9 protein-coding genes and 11 pseudogenes are annotated in these 20,732 nt (G+C 59.7%); 9 read left to right on the top strand and 11 right to left on the bottom strand.

The genetic code is table 11. The features are described 5' to 3' along the window. The first annotated feature begins 120 nt into the window (after positions 1 to 120). Both AB4N76_RS29555 and nhaB read left to right on the top strand, forming a co-directional pair. Positions 121 to 1,409 (top strand): annotated as a pseudogene (locus tag AB4N76_RS29555) (hypothetical protein). A 76-nt stretch (positions 1,410 to 1,485) separates the two neighbouring features. After that, a pseudogene (nhaB, locus tag AB4N76_RS29560) lies at positions 1,486 to 2,987 on the top strand (sodium/proton antiporter NhaB). A gap of 26 nt (positions 2,988 to 3,013) precedes the next feature. Here nhaB and AB4N76_RS29565 read toward each other — a convergent pair. The 3 pseudogenes from AB4N76_RS29565 to gnd all read right to left on the bottom strand — a co-directional run bounded on the left by AB4N76_RS29565 (position 3,014) and on the right by gnd (position 6,332). Further along, a pseudogene (locus AB4N76_RS29565) lies at positions 3,014 to 3,836 on the bottom strand (HAD family hydrolase). Next, positions 3,833 to 5,354 (bottom strand): annotated as a pseudogene (gene zwf, locus AB4N76_RS29570) (glucose-6-phosphate dehydrogenase). Before zwf ends, AB4N76_RS29565 begins: the two co-directional pseudogenes overlap by 4 nt. Continuing rightward, positions 5,351 to 6,332, bottom strand: a pseudogene (gene gnd, locus AB4N76_RS29575) (phosphogluconate dehydrogenase (NAD(+)-dependent, decarboxylating)). The pseudogenes zwf and gnd overlap by 4 nt, the downstream one beginning before the upstream one ends. Before the next feature lie 270 nt (positions 6,333 to 6,602). Between gnd and AB4N76_RS29580 the strand changes: the two are divergent. From AB4N76_RS29580 to AB4N76_RS29590, 3 genes and pseudogenes are all read left to right on the top strand, one after another. Beyond that, the gene (locus AB4N76_RS29580) at positions 6,603 to 6,785 is read left to right on the top strand and encodes a DUF6026 family protein (RefSeq protein WP_046033088.1); all 183 of its coding nucleotides are present in this window, start codon (positions 6,603 to 6,605) and stop codon (positions 6,783 to 6,785) included. Positions 6,786 to 6,972: 187 nt separating this feature from the next. Beyond that, positions 6,973 to 8,710 (top strand): annotated as a pseudogene (locus AB4N76_RS29585) (phosphoethanolamine transferase CptA). Between the two features lie 178 nt (positions 8,711 to 8,888). Continuing rightward, a complete protein-coding gene (locus AB4N76_RS29590) occupies positions 8,889 to 9,122 on the top strand; it encodes a hypothetical protein (protein WP_460163926.1) in 234 nt (77 codons plus the stop codon). A gap of 47 nt (positions 9,123 to 9,169) precedes the next feature. Here the strand turns inward: AB4N76_RS29590 and AB4N76_RS29595 are convergent. The 5 genes and pseudogenes from AB4N76_RS29595 to AB4N76_RS29615 all read right to left on the bottom strand — a co-directional run bounded on the left by AB4N76_RS29595 (position 9,170) and on the right by AB4N76_RS29615 (position 12,816). After that, positions 9,170 to 9,662 (bottom strand): annotated as a pseudogene (locus tag AB4N76_RS29595) (GNAT family N-acetyltransferase). Between the two features lie 102 nt (positions 9,663 to 9,764). Then, entirely contained in the window at positions 9,765 to 10,346 is a 582-nt protein-coding gene (locus AB4N76_RS29600) for a DinB family protein (protein ID WP_046033085.1), read from the bottom strand. A gap of 18 nt (positions 10,347 to 10,364) precedes the next feature. Continuing rightward, positions 10,365 to 11,484: pseudogene (gene zapE, locus AB4N76_RS29605) on the bottom strand (cell division protein ZapE). Between the two features lie 194 nt (positions 11,485 to 11,678). Next, on the bottom strand, positions 11,679 to 12,047 hold the full coding sequence (locus AB4N76_RS29610; RefSeq protein ID WP_460163927.1) for a nuclear transport factor 2 family protein: 369 nt from the start codon (positions 12,045 to 12,047) through the stop codon (positions 11,679 to 11,681). A 52-nt stretch (positions 12,048 to 12,099) separates the two neighbouring features. Beyond that, entirely contained in the window at positions 12,100 to 12,816 is a 717-nt protein-coding gene (locus AB4N76_RS29615; protein ID WP_046033082.1) for a helix-turn-helix transcriptional regulator, read from the bottom strand. Positions 12,817 to 13,019: 203 nt separating this feature from the next. Between AB4N76_RS29615 and AB4N76_RS29620 the strand changes: the two genes are divergently transcribed. Beyond that, entirely contained in the window at positions 13,020 to 14,072 is a 1,053-nt protein-coding gene (locus AB4N76_RS29620; protein ID WP_460163928.1) for an aldo/keto reductase, read from the top strand. A 114-nt stretch (positions 14,073 to 14,186) separates the two neighbouring features. Here AB4N76_RS29620 and speB read toward each other — a convergent pair whose 3' ends face one another. Then, complete coding sequence (gene speB / locus AB4N76_RS29625; RefSeq protein WP_460163929.1) at positions 14,187 to 15,146, bottom strand: agmatinase; 960 nt, start codon at positions 15,144 to 15,146, stop codon at positions 14,187 to 14,189. A 16-nt stretch (positions 15,147 to 15,162) separates the two neighbouring features. Continuing rightward, positions 15,163 to 16,254, bottom strand: a complete 1,092-nt coding sequence (locus tag AB4N76_RS29630; RefSeq protein ID WP_460163930.1) for a polyamine ABC transporter substrate-binding protein — start codon at positions 16,252 to 16,254, stop codon at positions 15,163 to 15,165. A 101-nt stretch (positions 16,255 to 16,355) separates the two neighbouring features. On the opposite strand from AB4N76_RS29630, the pseudogene AB4N76_RS29635 reads away from it, so the two are divergent. Beyond that, positions 16,356 to 17,247 (top strand): annotated as a pseudogene (locus tag AB4N76_RS29635) (LysR family transcriptional regulator). A 149-nt stretch (positions 17,248 to 17,396) separates the two neighbouring features. Beyond that, a pseudogene (locus AB4N76_RS29640) lies at positions 17,397 to 18,822 on the top strand (nucleobase:cation symporter-2 family protein). Here AB4N76_RS29640 and AB4N76_RS29645 read toward each other — a convergent pair. Then, the gene (locus AB4N76_RS29645; RefSeq protein WP_258665817.1) at positions 18,812 to 19,735 is read right to left on the bottom strand and encodes a carbon-nitrogen hydrolase family protein; all 924 of its coding nucleotides are present in this window, start codon (positions 19,733 to 19,735) and stop codon (positions 18,812 to 18,814) included. The pseudogene AB4N76_RS29640 and the gene AB4N76_RS29645 sit on opposite strands and share 11 nt — an antisense overlap. Before the next feature lie 84 nt (positions 19,736 to 19,819). On the opposite strand from AB4N76_RS29645, the pseudogene AB4N76_RS29650 reads away from it, so the two are divergent. Next, positions 19,820 to 20,729: pseudogene (locus AB4N76_RS29650) on the top strand (LysR family transcriptional regulator). The last annotated feature ends 3 nt before the right edge of the window (positions 20,730 to 20,732 follow it).

Raw genomic sequence — 20,732 nt, forward strand, 5'->3', positions numbered from 1 at the left:
GCGACCCTCCGCCTGTTAGTTATGACAGTTGTGTGATTACCCATTCAGGGATTGAATGTTTCACACAGGCAGTTGCCCTCCCGCCCCCGGGTTTCGGACAGCTCGCAAGGAGAGGCGCGCATGCCACACCAGACTGCTTTTGCCCTACCTGTATCGCGGTACATGGCTGGCGATCTCGATAATAGTTTCGCCGCCCGCGGTAAAGCCCAGGTGTATTTCGCCGGGAGTACGTCAAGTATCGCCAACAGCGTGGAAATTGACGCCAGTGGCCGCGTGCTGGTGGCGGCGACGGTTGGCCTGCGAGGTGGTAACTGCTTTGGCCTGGCCCGTTTACTGGAAGACGGTTCGGCGGACCTTGCATTTGGCCATAACGGCAGCGTTATCGGGCAGTTCCAGCGCGGCTTCGAAGCCATGGCGGGCAAAGTGCATCTGTTGGCCAACGGACACATTCTGGTGGCCGGGCTGCACTATGAAGACACTCACCGAACGCTTCCAGCCTTGGCGCTGTTCGATTCCCAAGGTCACCCGGTCAGGCATTTTGGTGACAATGGGATCAGTGTCATTCGCCTGCCGGGAAACTTGTCCCTGGGCACCCGCGATGTCTGGCTTCCCCCTGGCGTTCCAGGCGCCGAAGCCTGCGACGTCCAAGTGCTGGCTGACGGCGGGATCCTGCTGCTTGCCAACCACCATTTTGAATTGGCCGATCATGTCGGCCTGTTGATACGCCTTACCCGCCATGGCCAATTGGATACGTCCTTCAATGGCCGCGGCTTTGTCATCGTCCGGCACCTGCTGATGAACTCCTGGCTCAGTAGCCTCATGGTGCAACGAGACGGCCGGATCATGGTCGGTGGATCGATTAATTTCCCCGTTGAAGGTTTACTGGCGCGCTACCTCCCCGATGGCCGTCTGGATGACTCTTTCGCCGTGGATGGCTTTATGTCGTTCAGGGCTGAAGAGCGCGGTGCTCAGGTCAACCAGATCATCGAGATGGAAAATGGCGACCTGCTGTGCTTTGGCAGCAGCCGCGACCCGATGCACTGCCTGGCCTTCAAAATACACAGCAATGGCCGCCCCGATGTTCACTGCAACGGCGGCCAGCCACAACTACTGAAAGTCGGTCGCAGCGGTTGCCAATGGACCGCTGCCCTGCACCAGGGTGATGGTCGAGTGCTGGCAGTTGGCGCCACTAACGGCGGCGTCGAAGCCGACTTCCTTTAGCCCGGTATTTACCCGGTGGGCAGTTGGACCCCGGTTTCGCCGAAGGCACCTGCTGGGTTCGCACCCGCCTGGGACGCAGCCTGGATACCGCTATGTCGGTAGCGGTTCAAGCTGATGGAAGAATCGTCGTAGGCGGTTATTCGCTGGATGGCAACTACAAGGCCGTTGTGGTGCGCTATCTCGGGTAATCCATTACCTTTCCCGGACTTGATATTCCCATCTTGTTACGGCAAGTTGCGCGCTTCTTTAAACAAGGAGTAGCCGATGTCCGGTTCAATGGCCCAGGCGTTCGCGCACAACTTTCTCGGCCACTCACCTCGCTGGTACAAGGCGAGCATTCTCGGTTTCCTGATTCTCAACGCACTGGTGCTGTGGACGGTCGGCCCCGTTGCGGCCGGTTGGCTGCTGGTGCTGGAGTTCATCTTTACCCTGGCCATGGCACTCAAGTGTTACCCGCTGATGCCCGGCGGGTTGCTGCTGATTGAAGCCCTGCTGCTAAAAATGACCACGGCACAGGCGCTTTATGACGAACTGGTGCATAACTTTCCGGTCATCCTGTTGTTGATGTTCATGGTGGCCGGCATCTACTTCATGAAAGACCTGCTGCTGTTTCTGTTTTCGCGCTTGTTGCTGGGGGTTCGCTCAAGGCGCTGTTGTCGTTGATGTTCTGCTTTCTCTCGGCATTCCTCTCGGCCTTCTTTGACGCATTGACCGTGACCGCGGTGATTATCAGTGCGGCCGTGGGGTTTTATTCGGTGTATCACCGCGTTGCCTCGGGCAATGATCCTCGCCAGGACAGCGAGTACAGCGATGACCAGCAATTGCCCACGCTTCACCATGGCGACCTCGAACAGTTCCGTGCCTTTCTGCGCAGTCTTTTGATGCACGGTGCCGTCGGCCCGGCGTTAGGCGGTGTCTGCACACTGGTGGGTGAACCGCAGAACCTGCTGATCGGCCATGAGATGGGCTGGCATTTCTCCGATTTCTTTTTGAAAGTTGCCCCCGTCTCACTGCCGGTACTGGCCGCCGGTTTGTTGACCTGCGTGCTCCTGGAAAAACTGCGCTGGTTCGGCTACGGCACGCTGCTGCCGGACAACGTTCGGGCGGTGCTGGCCAACTTTGCCGCCGAAACAACGCCGAGCGCACTTCGCGCCAGCGTGCCGCCTTACTGGTGCAAGGTGCCGCCGCGTTGATCCTGATTGCAGGGTTGGCGTTTCACATCGCGGAAGTCGGCCTGATCGGCTTGATGGTGATCGTGTTGATCACGGCCTTCACCGGCATCACCGACGAGCACCGTATCGGCAACGCGCTTCAAGGACGCCATGCCCTTCACCGCGTTACTGGTGGTGTTTTTTGCGGTGGTCGCGGTGATTCACGACCAGCAATTGTTCACCCCGCTGATCCAGTGGGTACTGGCACTGCCGGCCGACCAGCAACCGGGCATGTTGTTTATCGCCAATGGCTTGCTGTCAGCCATCAGTGACAACGTGTTTGTGGCGACCATTTACATCACCGAAGTGAAACGCGCGTTCATCTCCGGCCACATGAGCCGTGAACAATTCGAGACACTGGCCATTGCGATCAATACCGGGACGAACCTGCCCAGCGTGGCGACGCCTAATGGACAAGCCGCGTTTCTGTTTTTGCTGACCTCGGCAATTGCCCCGCTGATTCGCCTGTCGTACGGCTGCATGGTGTGGATGGCGTTGCCGTACACCGTGGTGATGGGTGTGTTGGGCTGGTATGCGGTGAGTTTCTGGCTGTAACACAGAACAAAAACTGTAGGAGTCAGTCAGCGAGGGAGGATATAGCGCTCGATCGCCTGGGCAGCACCGTCTTCGGTGTTAGGCCCGGTGACCACGTCAGCCTGGCGCTTGACGGCCTCCTCTGCCTGCCCCATGGCAATCGACAGCCCGGCGCGATGGAAACATCGCCGGGTCATTGCCGCCATCACCCAGCGCGGCGGTCTGTTGCAGCGGCACCCCGAGATGTTCGGCCAGTGTCGCCAGCGCCGCACCCTTGTTCGCCTGCATCGCGGTCACGTCCAGATACACCGGTTGTGAGCGCGAGACCTGGGCCTGACCTGCGACATTGGCCAGCAATTGCGCTTCCAGTTCGATCAGCAACCCGGTGTTGTTACTCGCCGCGACAATCTTGTCGATGCGCTCCAGGCAAGGTTCAAAACTCTCCACCACTACGGGCGGATACCCTAGGCCATGCTGTTCCCGGGGAACCATGGGGCCGTTTGCATCCTTCAGCAGCCAGTCGCCGCCGCTGAACACCCAGACCTCAATGTCCGGCAGATCGGCGAACAGCGTCAATGTGGTGAGCGCAGCCGTCGCCGGCAAGTAATGGGCAACCAGCAAACTCCCGTCCGGATTGACGATCGTGCCGCCATTGAACGCCGCCGTCGGCAGATCGACACCCAACGCTTCGATCTGCTGCAACATCGCTTTGGGCGGGCGCCCGGTGGCCAGGCTGAACAGCACGCCCGCCTCGCGCAGCGAACGTACCGCCGCAATGGTGCGCTGGCTGAGCGTGTGATCAGGCAGCAGCAAGGTGCCGTCCATGTCACTGAGCAGAAAACGGATGGGCTGCTGCGTTTCCCCCTTCATCCGAGGCTGTGCCAAACGCGACCGTCACGGGCCAGCAGCTCGTCGGCGGCTGCCGGGCCGTCTTCGCCGGCCGCGTAACTCTGGACCGTTGCGTCCTGCTGCCAGGCATCGAGGAACGGCTGCACAGCGCGCCAGCCATTCTCGATATTGTCGGCACGCTGGAACAGCGTCTGATCGCCCGTCAGGCAGTCGTAGATCAGCGTTTCGTAGCCGGTGGACGGCTGCATTTCGAAGAAATCCTTATAGGCAAAACCCAGCTCGATATTGGCCATGTTCAAGGCCGGGCCCGGTCGTTTGGCCAACAGGTCGAACCACATGCCTTCGTTGGGCTGGATCTGGATCCGCAGATAGGTCGGTTGCAACTCATCGACCTCGGTGTCGCGAAATTGGGCATACGGCGCCGGTTTGAAACAGATGACAATCTCGGTGTCGCGCACGCTCATGCGTTTGCCCGTGCGCAGGTAGAACGGCACGCCGACCCAGCGCCAGTTGTCGATCATGACTTTGAGCGCGACATAGGTTTCGGTGTTGCTGTCGGGCGCCACGTTGTTTTCCTGGCGATACCCCGGCAACGGCTTGCCGTCGACTTCGCCCGTGGCGTATTGACCGCGAATCGAATTGGCTCGGGCGTCTTCGGTAGACCAGGGGCGAATGGCCCCCACGACTTGGCTTTTTCACCGCGTACCGCATCGGCGCCAAACGCCGCTGGCGGTTCCATTGCCACCATCGCCAGGAGCTGGAACAGGTGGTTGGGCACCATGTCCCGCAGGGCGCCGGTGTGTTCATAAAAACTGCCACGGGTTTCCACGCCGACGGTTTCGGCGGCAGTGATTTGCACGTGGTCGATGTAATGATTGTTCCAGAACGCTTCGAACAGGCTGTTGGAAAACCGGCTGATCAGAATGTTCTGTACGGTTTCCTTGCCCAGGTAGTGATCGATCCGGTAGATCTGGTTTTCCGTCATCACTTTGAGCAAGCAGGCATTCAAGGCTTGCGCGGTTTGCAGATCGGACCCGAACGGCTTTTCGATGACCACCCTTCTGAAGGCTTCGGGTGTTTCCACCAGCAAGCCTGCGGCGCCGAGGCGACGCACCACTTCGCTGAAGAAACGTGGCGCGGTGGCCAGGTAGAACACCGCATTGCCAGTGCCGCTGGCGGCGATTTTCGCCGCCAGCGCTTGATAAATGCTGTCGTCCAGGAAGTCGCCCTGGACGTAGCTGATGCCTTTGGCCAGTTTGGCCCACACCTGCGGGTCAAGGGCTTGATCGCCCTTGCCCGACTTGGCCGCCATTTCGCTTCGAATGAAATCTTCGAGTTTGCGGGCGAAGGCTTCGTCAGTAATGGCGTTGTGATCCACGCCGATGATCCGCAAGCCATCCCCAGAAAACCATCGCGACTCAGGTTGTACAACGCCGGCATCAGCAGGCGCTTGACCAGGTCACCGTGGGCACCGAACAGGAATAACGTGGTGGGCGGTGCGGGTTCTGCCTTGGATTTCTTGCGGATCGCGTGGGTCATTTTTTCGCAGTCTCCACATGGCCGCCGAAGCCGAAGCGCTGGGCCGAGAGAATCTTGTCACCAAAGGTGCCTTGCCCACGCGAACGGTAGCGCGAGAACAGCGAGTTCGACAGTACCGGCACCGGCACCGATTGCTCCATGGCGGCTTCGATGGTCCAGCGACCTTCACCGCTGTCAGCCACGGAACCGGAAAAACCGTCGAGTTTCGGATCGCTGGCCAGCGCGTCGGCCGTCAGGTCGAGCAGCCAGGACGACACCACGCTGCCACGACGCCAGACTTCGGCGATGTCGCCGACGTTCAGATCAAAGCGCTGATCTTCCGGCAGGTTGGTGCTGGACTTGGTTTTGAGGATATCGAAACCTTCGGCGAAGGCCTGCATCATCCCGTACTCGATGCCGTTGTGGATCATCTTCACGAAGTGCCCCTGCACCTGCGGGGCCGGCGTGGATGTAGCCACGTTCGGCGCGATCGTCATCGGACTTGCGGTCCTTGGTGCGCGGGATATCACCCATGCCAGGTGCCAGGGTATCGAACAGCGGATCAAGGCGCTTAACCACCTCGGCATCGCCGCCGATCATCATGCAGTAGCCGCGTTCCAGGCCCCAGACGCCGCCGGAAGTACCAACGTCGATGTAGTGCAGGCCTTTTTCCGACAAGGTTTTCGCTCGGCGGATGTCGTCCTTATAGAAGGTGTTGCCGCCGTCGATGATGGTGTCGCCGGCTTCGAGCAAGGTGCTCAGGGTGTCGATGGTGTCTTCGGTCGGTGCGCCGGCCGGCAACATGACCCAGACCGCTCGTGGTTTGGCCAGGCCAGCCACCAGGGCTGGCAAGTCTGCGGCGCCCTTGGCGCCCTCGGCAGTCAAGGTGTCGATGAAGGCGGTATTGCGGTCGTAAACGACAGTGGTATGCCCATTGAGCATCAGGCGCCGCGCAATATTGCCGCCCATGCGGCCCAGTCCAATGATCCCGAGTTGCATGTGCTGATGCTCCCTACTACAAATAAAGTGTGTCAAAGGTATAGCCCAACGTGACTCATGGGGTTAGTCCAGAGCGTTGGCACATAGTTTCCGGGCATTGTGCCCGATCCTGATGGATAACGTCGGTAATCGCGCCGAAGACACAACGACCATGAAAAATAAAAAAGTTCCCTTGAGGGGCAAAAGAAATCAAAATCAGCGCCGATAGTAGATCAGCACCTGATTGCAGGGGCGGTTCTACAGTTGAGTCAACCATTTGCGAGGTGAGCAATGGGCACAGTACACGCAGCACGGCCAGCACAAACCCTTTACGTCACGATCCGTCGTGATGAATTGCGTCAGTTGAAAGAAGAGCGCGACCTCTTGAAGCAGGAACTTGCGCAACTGCGCCAGTTGACTCAAGGCACCCAATCACCACCCCTGCCCGTCACCCAGCGCGCCCCCCACGCCTGATCTGTTCAGGTGATTCGGAAACAGTCTCGAACTGTTTCCGATCTCGTTTTGCTCCTCGTTTTTCACAATTTTTTCACATTTGCCTATTGATACTGCCGCCCCCTTATTGCCGCTCGGTTTTCGGGTGGTTTCTGTTCGTCGGCAATGGATGGTTCGACGTTGAAGTGATTTCTGGCTGGAGCGTTGAATGGCATTGTTTAAACGCAGCAACACGTCTGCGATAGGTTTCGATTGGGCAGGACTTCTCTGGTTATTCCTGTTCTTCTGGTATTTTTCCGGTATCACTCAATTACTCATTCAACTGACCGGCACCTCGGGTTTTACCGGGTTTCGCCAGGCCTTTGTGATGAGCGCCATCTGGCTTGCACCGATGCTGTTGTTCCCTAAACAGACGCGTGTGATGGCGGCAGTGATCGGCGTCGTGCTGTGGGCCTGTTCGATGGCCAGCCTGGGTTATTTCTTTATCTACCAACAGGAATTTTCCCAGAGCGTCATCTTCATCATGTTCGAATCGAACATCTCTGAAGCCGGCGAGTACATGACCCAGTATTTTGCCTGGTGGATGGTCGCGGCATTCCTTGCCCATACGCTGTTCGCTTATTTCCTGTGGACCCGCTTGCGCCCGGTGGTCCTGCCGCGCTGGCAGGCACTGGTTGCCGCGACGGCGATCGTGATCGCCGTGGTCGGTTACCCGCTGGTCAAACAGACCGCGCGCACCGGCAGTTTCGCGGAAGGTTTCGATAAGTTCGAAACCCGCATCGAGCCCGCCGTGCCTTGGCAGATGGCCGTGGCCTATCACCGCTACCTGGAAACCCTGGCAGGCATGCAAGACATGCTGCACAGCGCAAGCAAGATCCCCCGTTGAAAAACCTGGCGGACACGATGGCCAACCAGCCCGCGACCCTGGTGCTGGTGATCGGCGAGTCCACCAACCGTCAGCGCATGAGCCTCTACGGTTACCCGCGCGAGACCACGCCGGAGCTGGACAAGCTTAAAGATCAACTGGCGGTCTTCGACAACGTCATCACCCCACGCCCTTACACCATCGAGGCGTTGCAGCAGGTGCTGACTTTCGCCGACGAAGAACACCCGGACCTTTACCTGTCTACGCCGTCGCTGGTCAGCATGATGAAACAGGCGGGCTACAAGACGTTCTGGATCACCAACCAGCAGACCATGACCAAGCGCAACACCATGCTGACAACCTTCTCCGAGCAGGCCGACGAGCAGGTGTACCTGAACAACAACCGCAATCAGAACGCCGCCCAGTACGACGGCGATGTCATCGAGCCGTTCAACAAGAGGCCCTGGCCGATGCCGCACCGCGCAAGCTGATCGTTGTGCATTTGCTCGGTACGCACATGAGCTACCAGTACCGTTACCCGCCGACGTTCGACAAGTTCACCGACCGCAAAGGCGTGCCGGACGGCGTGCGCGACGATCAGGTGCCGACCTACAACAGCTATGACAATGCCGTGTTGTACAACGACTTCGTCGTATCGAGCCTGATCAAGGACTACGCCAAGTCCGACCCGAACGGCTTCCTGCTGTACCTCTCCGACCACGGCGAAGATGTGTTTGACTCCGTGGGGCACAGCACCCTCGGGCGCAACGAGAACAAGCCGACTGCACCGATGTACACCATTCCGTTCATGGCCTGGGCTTCGCCGAAATGGCGTGAAAACCATGACTGGAGCTTTGCCGCCGACCTGAGCCGGCCTTACAGCAGCTCGCAACTGATTCACACCTGGGCCGACCTGGCCGGGTTGAGTGCTGATGAACTGGACCGCAGCAAGAGCCTGGTCAGTGACAGCTTCAAGCCGCGCCCACTGATGATCGGCAACCCTTACGAGCGTGAGGCCCGTCCGCTGATCGACTTCAGTTTGATGAAGCCTAAAGTGGCTCCAGCCGTCGTTAAACAGTAGATCCATTCAGGGGCCGGTTCCGGCCTTTTGTTGCGCATCGCGCAGTTCCTCCTCCCCCTTTTCAATCACGGGCGCCCGGCTCTGGCGTGCTCATTCCCATTTGACGGAATCGGCAGATAATGTCCGTGCGACATAGCTTCATGGACGAAAGGCCCTGAACCCGTAATGGGAGGCACCCATGAAATATACGACCCTGATCGTTGCTGGCCTGATGACGTTCGGCTCTGCCACTGCCTTTGCAGAATACGGCTCCGAACGCATGCAGTATTACTACGAGACTTTGCATCTCGCGCAGCAAAAGGCAAATGGCTTTGAGGTCAAAAACATTGAACTTCGCGTTCCCAGCGATCAAACCGCACAAATGACCGAATCCTACCAGACCGAAGTAATCGAAGCCAGCCGGGCGTCCTGATGGACGCCCTTTTTATGCCTGCTCGAACGCGTTCAAGTGCCCCCCGGTTAAAGGTTCTTGGTCCAGAACAGCATGCGGCCATGGGCCGGGTCGAACATGCCGGCGGCAAAACCGAACTTGCCGTAAGACGCTTGCGCGACGGCGTTACCTTCCAAGAACTTCCAGAGTGATCTTGCAGCAGCCACGCTGGCGGGCAATGTCTTCAACTTTTTGCAGCATTTTCTGGCTCAGGCCCAGGCCACGAAACTGCGGCACCACCGACACGTCGTGAACGTTGACCAGCGGTCGGCAGGCAAAGGTCGAAAAGCCTTCGAAGCAGTTGACCAGCCCCGCCGGTGCACCGTCGACAAAGGCCAATACACTGAAGGCGTGGGGACGCTTGGCCAGCTCCCCCGGCAACTGCTGCAGAATATCTTCGGGCAACGAATGCCCTCCGCCCATCGGGTCTTGGGCATAGGCATTGAGCACCACGCCAATGGCTTCGGCATGCACCGGGTTGGTATAGCTGGCCTGAAGTACAAGAATGTCTGCGGATTCCATTTCCATTGTCGCTATCCCATCAAGTGGTTCCGGCGCGTCACTCGCGCCGCGAAGTCGATGGACAGTATCGCGAGTCGTCATCATCGACAACCTGAACCTGCCTCAAACACCCCATATCAGCGTCTCGGCCCATCCCAACTCGGCAAAGTCCGCCGCTCTCAGCCCCGACTCGCCGGCACAGAAAAACTCGTCCAATTGAGGCGGTGCGACCGAGGTGCCACTGAGCATGGCATGGACCTGGCCGCGATGATGAATCTGGTGTTCAAACAGATGAGACAACAAGCGCAGACGGCTGTCGTGTTGCGGTGTGTCCCGGGCAATGGTCACGACTCGCCCCAAATCTGCATCGCGCAGTTGCTCGCAGTAAGCGATCAGTCGATTGTCCACCAGTGATTGCTCACGCTTGAGATCTGCGCCGAGGGTGAACGGCTCATCCACTTTGAAAAACACGTCGCAATCGGGGTGCGGATCGTCACCGCGCAATTCGCGTTCCAGCGCATCCACGTAAAACCAGTCGCACGTCAGGATGTGATTAAGGGTGGCAATAAGACTGGGGAAGAAGCTGACGCGTGGCGCCGCCAGTTCCGCCGGACTCAATTGACGCCAAGCGTTGGCGAGTCGATGGTTGGCCCAGGCATTTTGATAAGCCATGGTCAGCAAGTGATGAGACAAGGGCTGATGCATGATCGCGGCTCCCAAGTATCAAGCGTCGGCAAAACGCTTTAGCTGCATTTCCTGTAACCGGCTCAAGGTGCGGCGGAACGGGAACTCCAGATACCCCTGCGTGTACAGGGCCTCCATCGGCACCTGCGCTTCGAGGTACAGCGGCACCTTGCGGTCGTAGCACTCGTCCACCAGCGCAATGAAACGCCGCACGCCATCGTCGTTGACTGACAGTTGCGGCAACTCACGGTCCCCCGCCACGACGCGCTCGACACCGTCTTCGGTGCCTCGGGCGATACGTCCTTCACGTTTTTTGGGCGCTGAGGTTCGGCACTTCACTCAACAGGATAGCGCTGTAGGTGTCTCGCAGCGCCATGAAGTCCATCGCCGAAAAAGGCTGCTCGCACAGGTCGGTATAACGACACCACAGCACGCTGGCACTGGCTTGAACGACATTGACGCAACGGTAGCCAACCGTGACCGGCTCGCTGGACACTGTCTGGCCGACGGTCAACGCCTTGAACCACGTCGCCGAGCGCGTCGGGATGCGCGGCATCGGTCACCCAGTAACGCTGCAAGGCGGTGCCCGGATGCAGGCGATGATCTTCGCTGCCTTCCACGGCGATCACCTGCATGTGTTGCTTGATCGCCTCAATGGCGGGCACGAAGCGGTCACGATTGAAGCCATCGGCATAGAGCTGATCCGGCGGCTGATTGGACGTACACACCATCACCATGCCTTGCTCGAACATCACTCGGAACAAGCGCCCGAGAATGATCGCGTCGCCGATATCGTTGACGAACAGCTCGTCAAAACACAGCACCCGCACTTCCTCGCTCAACTCGCGCGCCAACGCCTTCAAGGGGTCGGCGGTGCCAGTCAGTTGAAACGACCGCTGGTGCACCCAGCCCATGAAATGGTGGAGGTGTTGACGCCGGGCCGGCACGCGCAGGTTTTGATAGAACTGATCCATCAACCAGGTTTTGCCGCGCCCGACCGGCCCCAAAGGTAGACGCCAGTGATTGGCGTGTGACCTTCAAGCAACGCTTCGTGGCATTTTTGCAGCGCCCACACCGCGTGTTCCTGGGCTTCGTCCTGGACGAAACCCAAGTGTTCAACGGCGTGTTGCCAGGCGCTTAACGGAGAGTCGACATTCATGCGCGGGAGTATACGTCCGATCTGTAACCACTGCCGAACGCCGCACACGGGCTGTAGCAGCTGCCGAGCCTGCGAGGCTGCGTTCGGCGACGCAGTCGTCGTGAAATCAGGCTCTGCGGTGTAACAGGAAAACCGCATTCGCAGGGTTTACGACGACTGCGTCGCCGAACGCAGCCTCGCAGGCTCGGCAGCTGCTACAGCACGAACGCAAACTCGGCAGCTGCTACAGAGATGTCCAGCCGGGCGATCTTGCCCTGATCGTTAAGGCGGAACACGTAACGCAACTCAAGCGGGCTGCCGGGAAACGTACCGGAGATCAGGTTGTGTACCAGCACTTTGCCCGTGCGCTGCTGCACATCCAGCACCTCGACCCGGGGTTGATAGCGCTGCGCGGTGTCTTCCATCCATTGGGCAATCGCGCGGGTGCCGATCTGGTGCTGACCCTCATCGAACACATTGGCGTCCTCGGCAAAAAAACTGGCGACCCTGGAGGTGTCATGCGCATTGGCGGCGGCAATGTAAGCAGCGATGGCGGGCGCCAGTGAAGAGGCGGGATTGGACATGTTTGCGGCTCCTTGTCAGTTGATTCTGGAGCCATGCTAAAACAAGCCTGTGTCAGTTCTTGTCAGGAGTGAAACGCCCGGCCTCATCCAGTTGCATCTGCTTGCGCCAGATACGCAGCAAGTCACTACGCCGCCCCGGATATCGCTCGCCCTGCTCATTGGCGGCCGAAATCCGGTCGGTGCGAAAGGTCCGATAGGCACTGCGTAATTCGCACCAGGCAACAATGATCCGCACTTCATTGAGAAACCCCAACGCCAGCGGCCAGATCAGCCGTTGACTAGGCACCTTGTTGGCGTCTGCGTAGTCGATGCTCAGCTTGGACTGGTCGCGGATGGCCTGGCGAAACACGCCCAACGGCACGGCATTTTCCGGATAGCCATAACCGGGCGGGCCCGGCAGCACCGTCGGGTTGCGCAACGCGTCCTGGGCTTCAGGGGCCAGTACGGCGGCAATCTTGGCCAAGGCGTCGGCTGCCGCTTTGCTCAACACCTCGTCACCGCGCTGATCGACGTAGCGCAAACCCAGCACGATGGCTTCGGTTTCGTCGGCATTGAGCATCAAGGGCGGCAGAAACAGACCGCTGCGCAGCACATAACCGACCCCTGCTTCGCCGAAAATCGGTGCGCCAAGCGCCGTCAGTTCGGCGATATCGCGGTACAGCGTGCGCTCGGAAATCTCCAGTTCGCTGGCGAGCGTTGCCGCCGTCACCGGCCGACTCTTGCCCCGCAGCACTTGCAACAACGTGAGTAGACGAGTGGTTCGCGACACGATGGGCAGGCTCTTTCTGAAAAAGTTGTCGGAGCTTAGCAGAGGCCCCTGTCAGAAAGTGGCAGCAGCGAGTGGGTCCGTTGGTCGCTTGTTTGGCCTCCATGGAAAAGCGTGTTGACGCCATAGATTATCGGCATCATATTTAATACATGTCGCAAAACATCTATATTAAATCCCGGCGTTTTTCCTTCAGGAGTCACCCCATGCATTACAAAGTTTTTGGTCGCAAAACCGGCTTGCGCGTTTCGGAACTGGCGCTGGGCGCCGGTAACTTCGGCACCGGTTGGGGGCATGGCGCGGAACGTGACGAAGCCAAGCGTATTTTCGACGGCTACCTGGAAGCCGGCGGCAATTTCATCGACACCGCCAACGGCTATCAGGCCGGCCAATCTGAAGTGATGCTCAGCGAATTTATCGCAGCAGAGCGCGATCGCCTGGTCATCGCCAGCAAATACACCTTGGGGACGACACCGTCGGCGAGCATTTCCCACACTGGCAACAACCGCAAAAACATGGTTCGCGCCGTCGAAGAAAGCCTGAAGCGGCTCAAAACCGATCACCTGGACGTGTTCTGGGCGCACATGAGCGATGGCGTGACACCGATGGAAGAAATCCTGCGCGGCTTCGACGACCTGGTGCGCGCCGGCAAGATCCATTACGCCGGGCTGTCAAACTTTCCGGCATGGCGCATCGCCCGCGCCGACGTGTTGGCCGAGGTGCGCGGTTTTGCACCCATTACGGCGATTCAAGTGGAATACAGCCTGGCCGAACGTACCGCCGAGCGTGAACAACTTCCGATGGCCGAAGCCTTGGGGCTGGCCGCGACGTTATGGTCGCCGCTGGGTGGCGGGTTCCTCACCGGCAAGTACCGCTCCAACGATGGCGACAACCGCGGGAACAAACTCGGCATCCTGATCCACGCGGAAAAAGGCGCCCGCGAAACAGCCCTCCTTGACACGTTGCTCGCCGTTGCGGCCGAGCTGGAGGCCAACCCGACGCACGTAGCCATTGCCTGGTTGCGCGCAAAAGCCCAGCGTTCGACTACCGCGCTGATTCCGATTCTGGGGTCGCGCACCCGTGAGCAACTGGACGCGACGCTCGATGCGCTGAATGTGCAACTGAGCGTGGATCAATTGGCGCGACTGGATGGCGTCAGCGATGTGGCCAAAGGTGTGCCGCACGAAACACTTGCCGGATCGTTTTCACGGTTTAGCGGTGACCAAACCCTCGACCTGCCGATCATCCCGGTGGCCTGACAGTGATTAAATGTGGGAGCGGGCTTGCTCGCGAAGGCGGTGTGTCAGTCAGCATTTGTACCGGCTGAGACTCTGCCTTCGCGAGCAAGCCCGCTCCCACATTTCAATTTGTGTTTACAGGTCAACCTTGTGGCGGGCCGCATACAAACACAGCATTTCCATCGCCAATGTCGCCGCCGCCAGTGAGGTAATGTCGGCGTGATCGTAGGCCGGTGCGACTTCCACCACGTCCATTCCTACCAGATTGATCCCGCGCAACCCGCCCAGAATTTCCAGCGCTTGCACCGTGCTCAAGCCACCGCACACCGGCGTCCCGGTGCCCGGGGCGAACGCCGGGTCGAGGCAATCGATATCGAACGTCAGGTACACCGGGTTATCCCCTACCCTCGCCCGGATCGCCTCGACGATCGCTTCGCAGCCCTGGCGATGCACCTGACGCGCATCCAGCACCTGAAAACCCTGGTGATCGTCGTTGGTGGTGCGCAAACCGATCTGCACCGAGCGCGATGGATCCACCAGCCCTTCCCTGGCCGCATGCCAGAACATGGTGCCGTGGTCGACCCGCTTGCCGTCCTCGTCCGGCCACGTGTCGCTGTGGGCGTCGAAATGGATCAGCGACAACGCACCATGCTTGCGCGCATGGGCCTTGAGCAGCGGATAGGTAATGAAGTGGTCCCCGCCAAAGGTCAGCATCGCGCTGCCGCTGTTCAATATGTGCTCCGCGTGGGTCTCGATGCTTTCCGGGATCGTGTGTGGTGAGCCGTAATCGAAGTCGCAATCGCCGTAGTCGATGACAGCCAAGTGATCGAACGGATCGAACGTCCAGGGCCAGTGACGTTCCCAGGCAATCCCGGTCGAGGCCGCCCGAATCCCGCGTGGCCCGAAGCGTGCGCCGGGACGGTTGCTGGTGGCGGTGTCGAACGGGACACCGCTGACCGCGACGTCAACACCGCGCAAGTCACGGCTGTAGCGACGGCGCATGTAACTGGTGATGCCGGCGTAGGTGCTTTCGGCGGCAGTCCCATAGAGGCTGTCGCGGGTCATGGCCTGGTCGTTTTGCATCGGGACGTCCATGGTGATCTCCTTTTTATTATTGATGGCTACGGAACGTGGTCCACAGACGTGTGCGCTGGCGCAGATCCTTGAGGCTCATGCTTTGGTCGGCGTACAAGCGTTCGCGCATCTCGGGCAACGGAAAGATGTCCGGGTCGGTGCGCACGGCTTCATCCACCAGCGGCGTTGCCGCCTGGTTGGCCGTGGCGAAAAACAGCGTGTTGGTCAGCGCCGCGACGGATTCGGGGCGCAACATGAACTCGATAAATGCCCGGGCAGCTTCGGGGTGCGGTGCGTCCTTGGGGATCGCCAGGTTGTCCTGCCAGACCAGCGTGCCCTCCTTCGGAATCCGGTAGACCACTTCGAACGGTTTGTTGGCCTTGTGCGCCTGATCGGCCGCCATGCTGGCATCACCGTTGTAGGTCAGCGCCAGGCAAACGCTGCCATTGGCCAGATCGCTGATCTGCCGGCCGGTGGCGACGTACAGCACATTCGGTTGCAATTGATGCAGCAACGCCTCGGCGGCAGCCAGATCCGCCTTGTCGGTGCTGTAGGGATCTTTACCCAGATAATGCAGCGCCAGGCCGATCACCTCTTGCGGCGAATCGAGAATGGCGATGCCGCAGTCTTTCAGTTTGCTGGCGTATTGCGGTTTGAACAGCAAGTCCAGGCTATTGAGCGGCACGTTCGGCAAACGCTGCTGGACCGCTTGCACGTTCATCCTCAAACCCAATGTGCCCCAGGTATAAGGCACGCCGTAGCGGTTACCGGGGTCGACGGCGGCGAGTTTCTCCAGCAAATCGGGGTCGAGGTTGGCGTAACCCTTCAGGCCTTCATGGAGGATTTCCTTCAGCGCCCCTGCCGCCAGCCCACGGGCCAGCACGCTGGACGATGGCACCACCACGTCATAACCGCTGCCGCCGGTCAGCAGCTTGGTTTCCAGCACTTCGGAGGAGTCGAAGGTGTCGTAGCGCACGTGAATACCGGTTTCCTGCTCGAACCGCTGCAAGGTTTCGGGCGCCACGTAATCGGCCCAACTGTAGAGATTGAGAGTCTTTTCCTCGGCCTGGGCCGAGGCGGCCATGGCGAGGAACAGCGCGGGTAAACACAGCTTGAAGACGGGAACCATGACGAGCACCTGACCAGGGGAAGTGGATGCAGCGTGCTCGCTCGGATACATTGGCGAAATACCAAGTTTGTTAACCTGACTTTATGGCGGAGTAATGTTTGATGCTCGGGCAACTTCACGACCTCGACCTGCAACTGCTGCGCCTGTTTGTCCGTGTGGTGGAGTGCGGCGGTTTCAGCGCGGCCCAAGGTGAGCTGGGTTTGAGCCAGTCGAGCATCAGCCAGCAAATGGCCAGGCTCGAAACCCGGCTCGGTTATCGCTTGTGCAGTCGTGGCAAGGGCGGGTTCAAGATCACGCCCAAGGGTGAGCAGCTGTTGACCGCGACGCGCGGGTTGTTTGAGTCCATCGAAGCGTTTCGTCATCAATCCAATGGCGTGGCGGGCCGATTGATCGGCGAAGTGCGCCTGGGCCTGTCCGAGGCCCTCGATCAATCGGTGCTGCAGCGGGTGGCCGATGCGATCCGACGCTTTCGTGAGCGAGACGAATCGGTGCGCATCGAGTTGATCAGCGCCATGCCCGGCGAAATGGAACGCCTGCTGCTACAACAACGACTTGACCTGGCCATCGGCTATTTTTCACAGGTGCAGGGCGCCTTTGACTACCGCGAAATGTTCACTGAAACCCAGCATTTGTATTGCGCCGCCGGCCATCCGTTGTTCACCGATGACGCGCCGAGCGACGACGCCCTGCACGCCTGTGACCGAGTCGATCACCCCTACCGTTTTGCGCAGTGACGAGCCGTTTCAAGGCAAATTGTGCTCGGCGCGCTCCGAGCAAGTCGAAGGCACCCTCGCCTTCATTCTGTCGGGCAAACACGTGGGCTACTTGCCTGATCACTTTGCCCGCAGCTGGGAAGACAAAGGTTTGCTTCGCGCCGTGCGAGAAGGTGATTTGAGCTTTGAGGTGGCGTTCCACCTGGCCCGTCACCGCGCCGTGGTACCGGGCGATGCGCAGAAGGCCTTTGAAGAAGACCTGCTCGCTGCATTTGAATGAATTCCCAGCGATGATCGTTCCCACGCGGAGCATGGGAACGAGAAAACCCGACCTTTCAGGCAGTTATTGTGCGTTGCCCTCGCTGTCCGCTGCTGGCATCCTGCGCCTCCATTTTCCGACCCGGCCCGCCTTTTGGCACGCAAACCATCATGACCGCCTCTGAAAAAGCCCCCGCCTTGCGCAACAACGACCTGATCTACGGCCTCAACGACCGCCCGCACCTGACCGCGACGGTATTCGCCGCCCTGCAACATGTGTTGGCGAGTTTTGTCGGCATCATCACCCCGACCCTGATCATGGGCGGTGCGCTCGGCCTGCAAAGTGAAGTGCCCTACCTGATCAGCATGGCGCTGTTCGTTTCCGGCCTGGGCACCTTTGTCCAAGCACGGCGCTTTGGCCCGATCGGCTCCGGCTTGCTGTGCCTGCAAGGCACCAGTTTCTCGTTCATCAGTGTGATTCTCAGTGCCGGGTTCATGGTCAAGGCACGGGGCGGCGGCACCGACGAAATCCTCTCGACGATCTTTGGCGTGTGCTTTTGCGGCGTTCATTGAAGTGGTGCTGAGCCAGTTCATCGGCAAACTGCGGATGCTCATCACCCCGGTGGTGACCGGCACCATCATCACCCTCATGGGCTTGTCGCTGATCAAAGTGGCCATGACCGACATCGCCGGCGGCTTCGGTGCACCGGACCTCGGCGCGGCCAGCCACTTGGCGCTGGCGGCGCTGGTGCTCGGCACAATTGTGCTGTTGAACCGGGTCGATGTGCCGTTCCTGCGCCTCGGTGCGATCGTCATCGGCCTGACGTTGGGCTATGTCGTGGCCTGGCTGATGGGCGACGTCAGTTTCGCCAGCCTGCCCGATGTTCCGCTGATGAGCGTGCCGGTGCCGTTCAAGTACGGTTTTAACTTCGATTGGGTCGCGTTTGTGCCGGTTGCGGTGATTTTCCTGGTGTCGCCCCTCGAGGCCGCCGGTGACCTGACCGCCAACTCGATGATTTCCCGGCAACCGGTCAAAGGCCCGGTCTACATTCGCCGGATCAAATCCGGCCTGCTCGCCGATGGCCTCAACTCGGCCATGGCGGCGGTGTTCAACAGCATGCCGATGGTCACGTTTGCGCAGAACAACGGCGTGATCCAGCTCACCGGCGTCGCCAGTCGTTACGTGGCGTTTTTCATCGCCGGTTTGCTGGTGCTGCTGGGGTTGTTCCCGATGATCGGCGCGGTGCTGCAACTGATGCCAAAACCCGTGCTTGGCGGCGCCGAGCTGGTGATGTTCGGCACCGTGGCAGTGGCCGGGATCAAGATTCTCGCCGAAGCCGGCCTACATCGACGCAACATGCTGATCGTGGCGATTTCCCTCGGCATGGGCCTGGGTGTGGCGGCGGTGCCAGAGGTGTTGCGCGAGTTACCGATGGCGTTGCATAACATTTTTGAATCGCCGATTACCGTCGGGGCGTTGTGCGCCATCGTGTTGAACATCTTCCTGCCCGAGGAGTTCATCGAGCTGGAAGAAGACGATTTCGACCCGGAAGCCTCGATCCTTCAGGTCATGGAAAACCCCGATATTACGAGGTGAAGCGTACGCCGGGCTTAGGTCGTTCATCGACGGTGAGCTCAAACACATCCGGGCGCGCATAGTGCCCGACCACGTCGTAGTCATATCGCGCGCGGATCAAATCGTCGGTGTCGATATGCGCCGTGAGCAAACCGGCGCCGTCACGCAGCGGCCCGGCCAGGATATCGCCCATCGGGCCGACAATGACGCTGCCACCGGCAATCAGTGGCCGATCCGCCGGCCAGTTGGCGATGTCCACGCCCAAGGCTTGCGGTGAATCCTGGACCTGGCAAGCGCTGACCACAAAGCAGCGGCCTTCATGGGCGATGTGACGCATGCTGACCTGCCACATCTCGCGCTCGTCTACCGTCGGCGCACACCACACCTCGATGCCTTTGGCGTACATCGCAGTGCGCAGCAGCGGCATCATGTTTTCCCAGCACACCACCGCGCCAATGCGCCCGACCTGACTGTCGATCACCGGCAACGTCGAGCCATCGCCCTTGCCCCAGATCAGCCGTTCGGTGCCGGTGGGCATCAACTTGCGGTGTTTGGCCACGAGCCCGGCCTGCGGGTCGAAATACAGCGCCGTGCAATGCAGCGTACTGCCTGAGCGTTCAATGACGCCGACCACCAGATTGGCCCCGGTACGCGCCGACAAACCGGCCAGGGCTTCAGTCTCGGCGCCAGGCACATCGATGGCGTTGGCGAAATAGCGGGCAAATGCTTCACGACCTTCCGGCAGCCGATAACCCAGTTGCGTACCAAACCCTTCGCCCTTGGGGTATCCACCCAGCAATGCTTCGGGCATCACCACCAATTGGGCGCCGGATTCGGCAATGGCGTTTTCCCAGGCAAGAATCTGCTCCAGGGTGTCGGCCTTGCCACCGGGCAAGGAGCCGATTTGCAGCGCGGCAACAATTGACTTGGGCATCGCAGTGACTCCATTGGCATCAGGTGTTGCTCATTCTCCGGCGCCACGGGATCATGAATAAAGCCCGATTCGCTGCTGAATGATATGAACCCTATGAATATCGCCACCGTCGATCTCAACTTGCTCAAAGTCTTCGAAGCGTTGCATGAGGAGTCCAGCGCCAGCCGCGCGGCCTTACGCCTGGGCGTGACGCAATCAGCGGTCAGTGCCGCGTTGCGTCGACTACGCGAGGTGTATGGCGATCCATTGTTTGTGCGCACCGGACGTGGACTGGCACCGACGCTCAAGGCCAACCAACTGAAACCGGTGGTCAGCGACGCCATTGAACAAATGCCGTCAGAGCCTGGCCATGGTCGATCCGGCGGCCAATCATTACGAAGGTCGCTCCGTAACGGTGGGGATGTCGGATGATTTTGAAATCGCCTATGGCCGGCGATTGATCGAAGAAGTGGCGCGTACCGCACCGAAGCTGCGGCTGATCTTCCGGCAAACCCACAGCCAGATCGTCGCCCATGCGTTGATGGAACGCAGCATCGATCTGGCGATCACCGCCGGTGGATTCGCCGAACGGTTGCTCAGTCGTCAGGTATTGGGTGAAGGCGGATACAGGTGCCTGGTGGATCGCGCCAGCCTGACCGAAGGGCAATCCATCATCAGTCTTGAGGAGTTTGTTGCCCGCGATCACATCCTGGTGTCGTCCGGTGGTTTTATCGGTATCACCGATGAAGGGCTGGCGGCACTGGGGCTCAGTCGGCGGGTGTGTGCGTCGACCACGCACTTTGCCGCGTTGCCCCATCTGCTCAAGGGCAGTCAGGCGGTGGCGACCATTCCGGCGCACGCCGCGCAAAGCATCGCGGCGCTCAGTGGCCTGGCGTTGCTGCCCTGCCCTTTGGCGTTGCCGCGTTACCCGATCGAACTGGGCTGGCGTACTAGCACTCAGCTCGACCCGGTGGTGTTGAAAGTGCGTGAGGCGATTGTCGCGTGTTTTGCCTGAAAA

It is taken from the genome of Pseudomonas sp. S2_F03 (assembly GCF_054668335.1).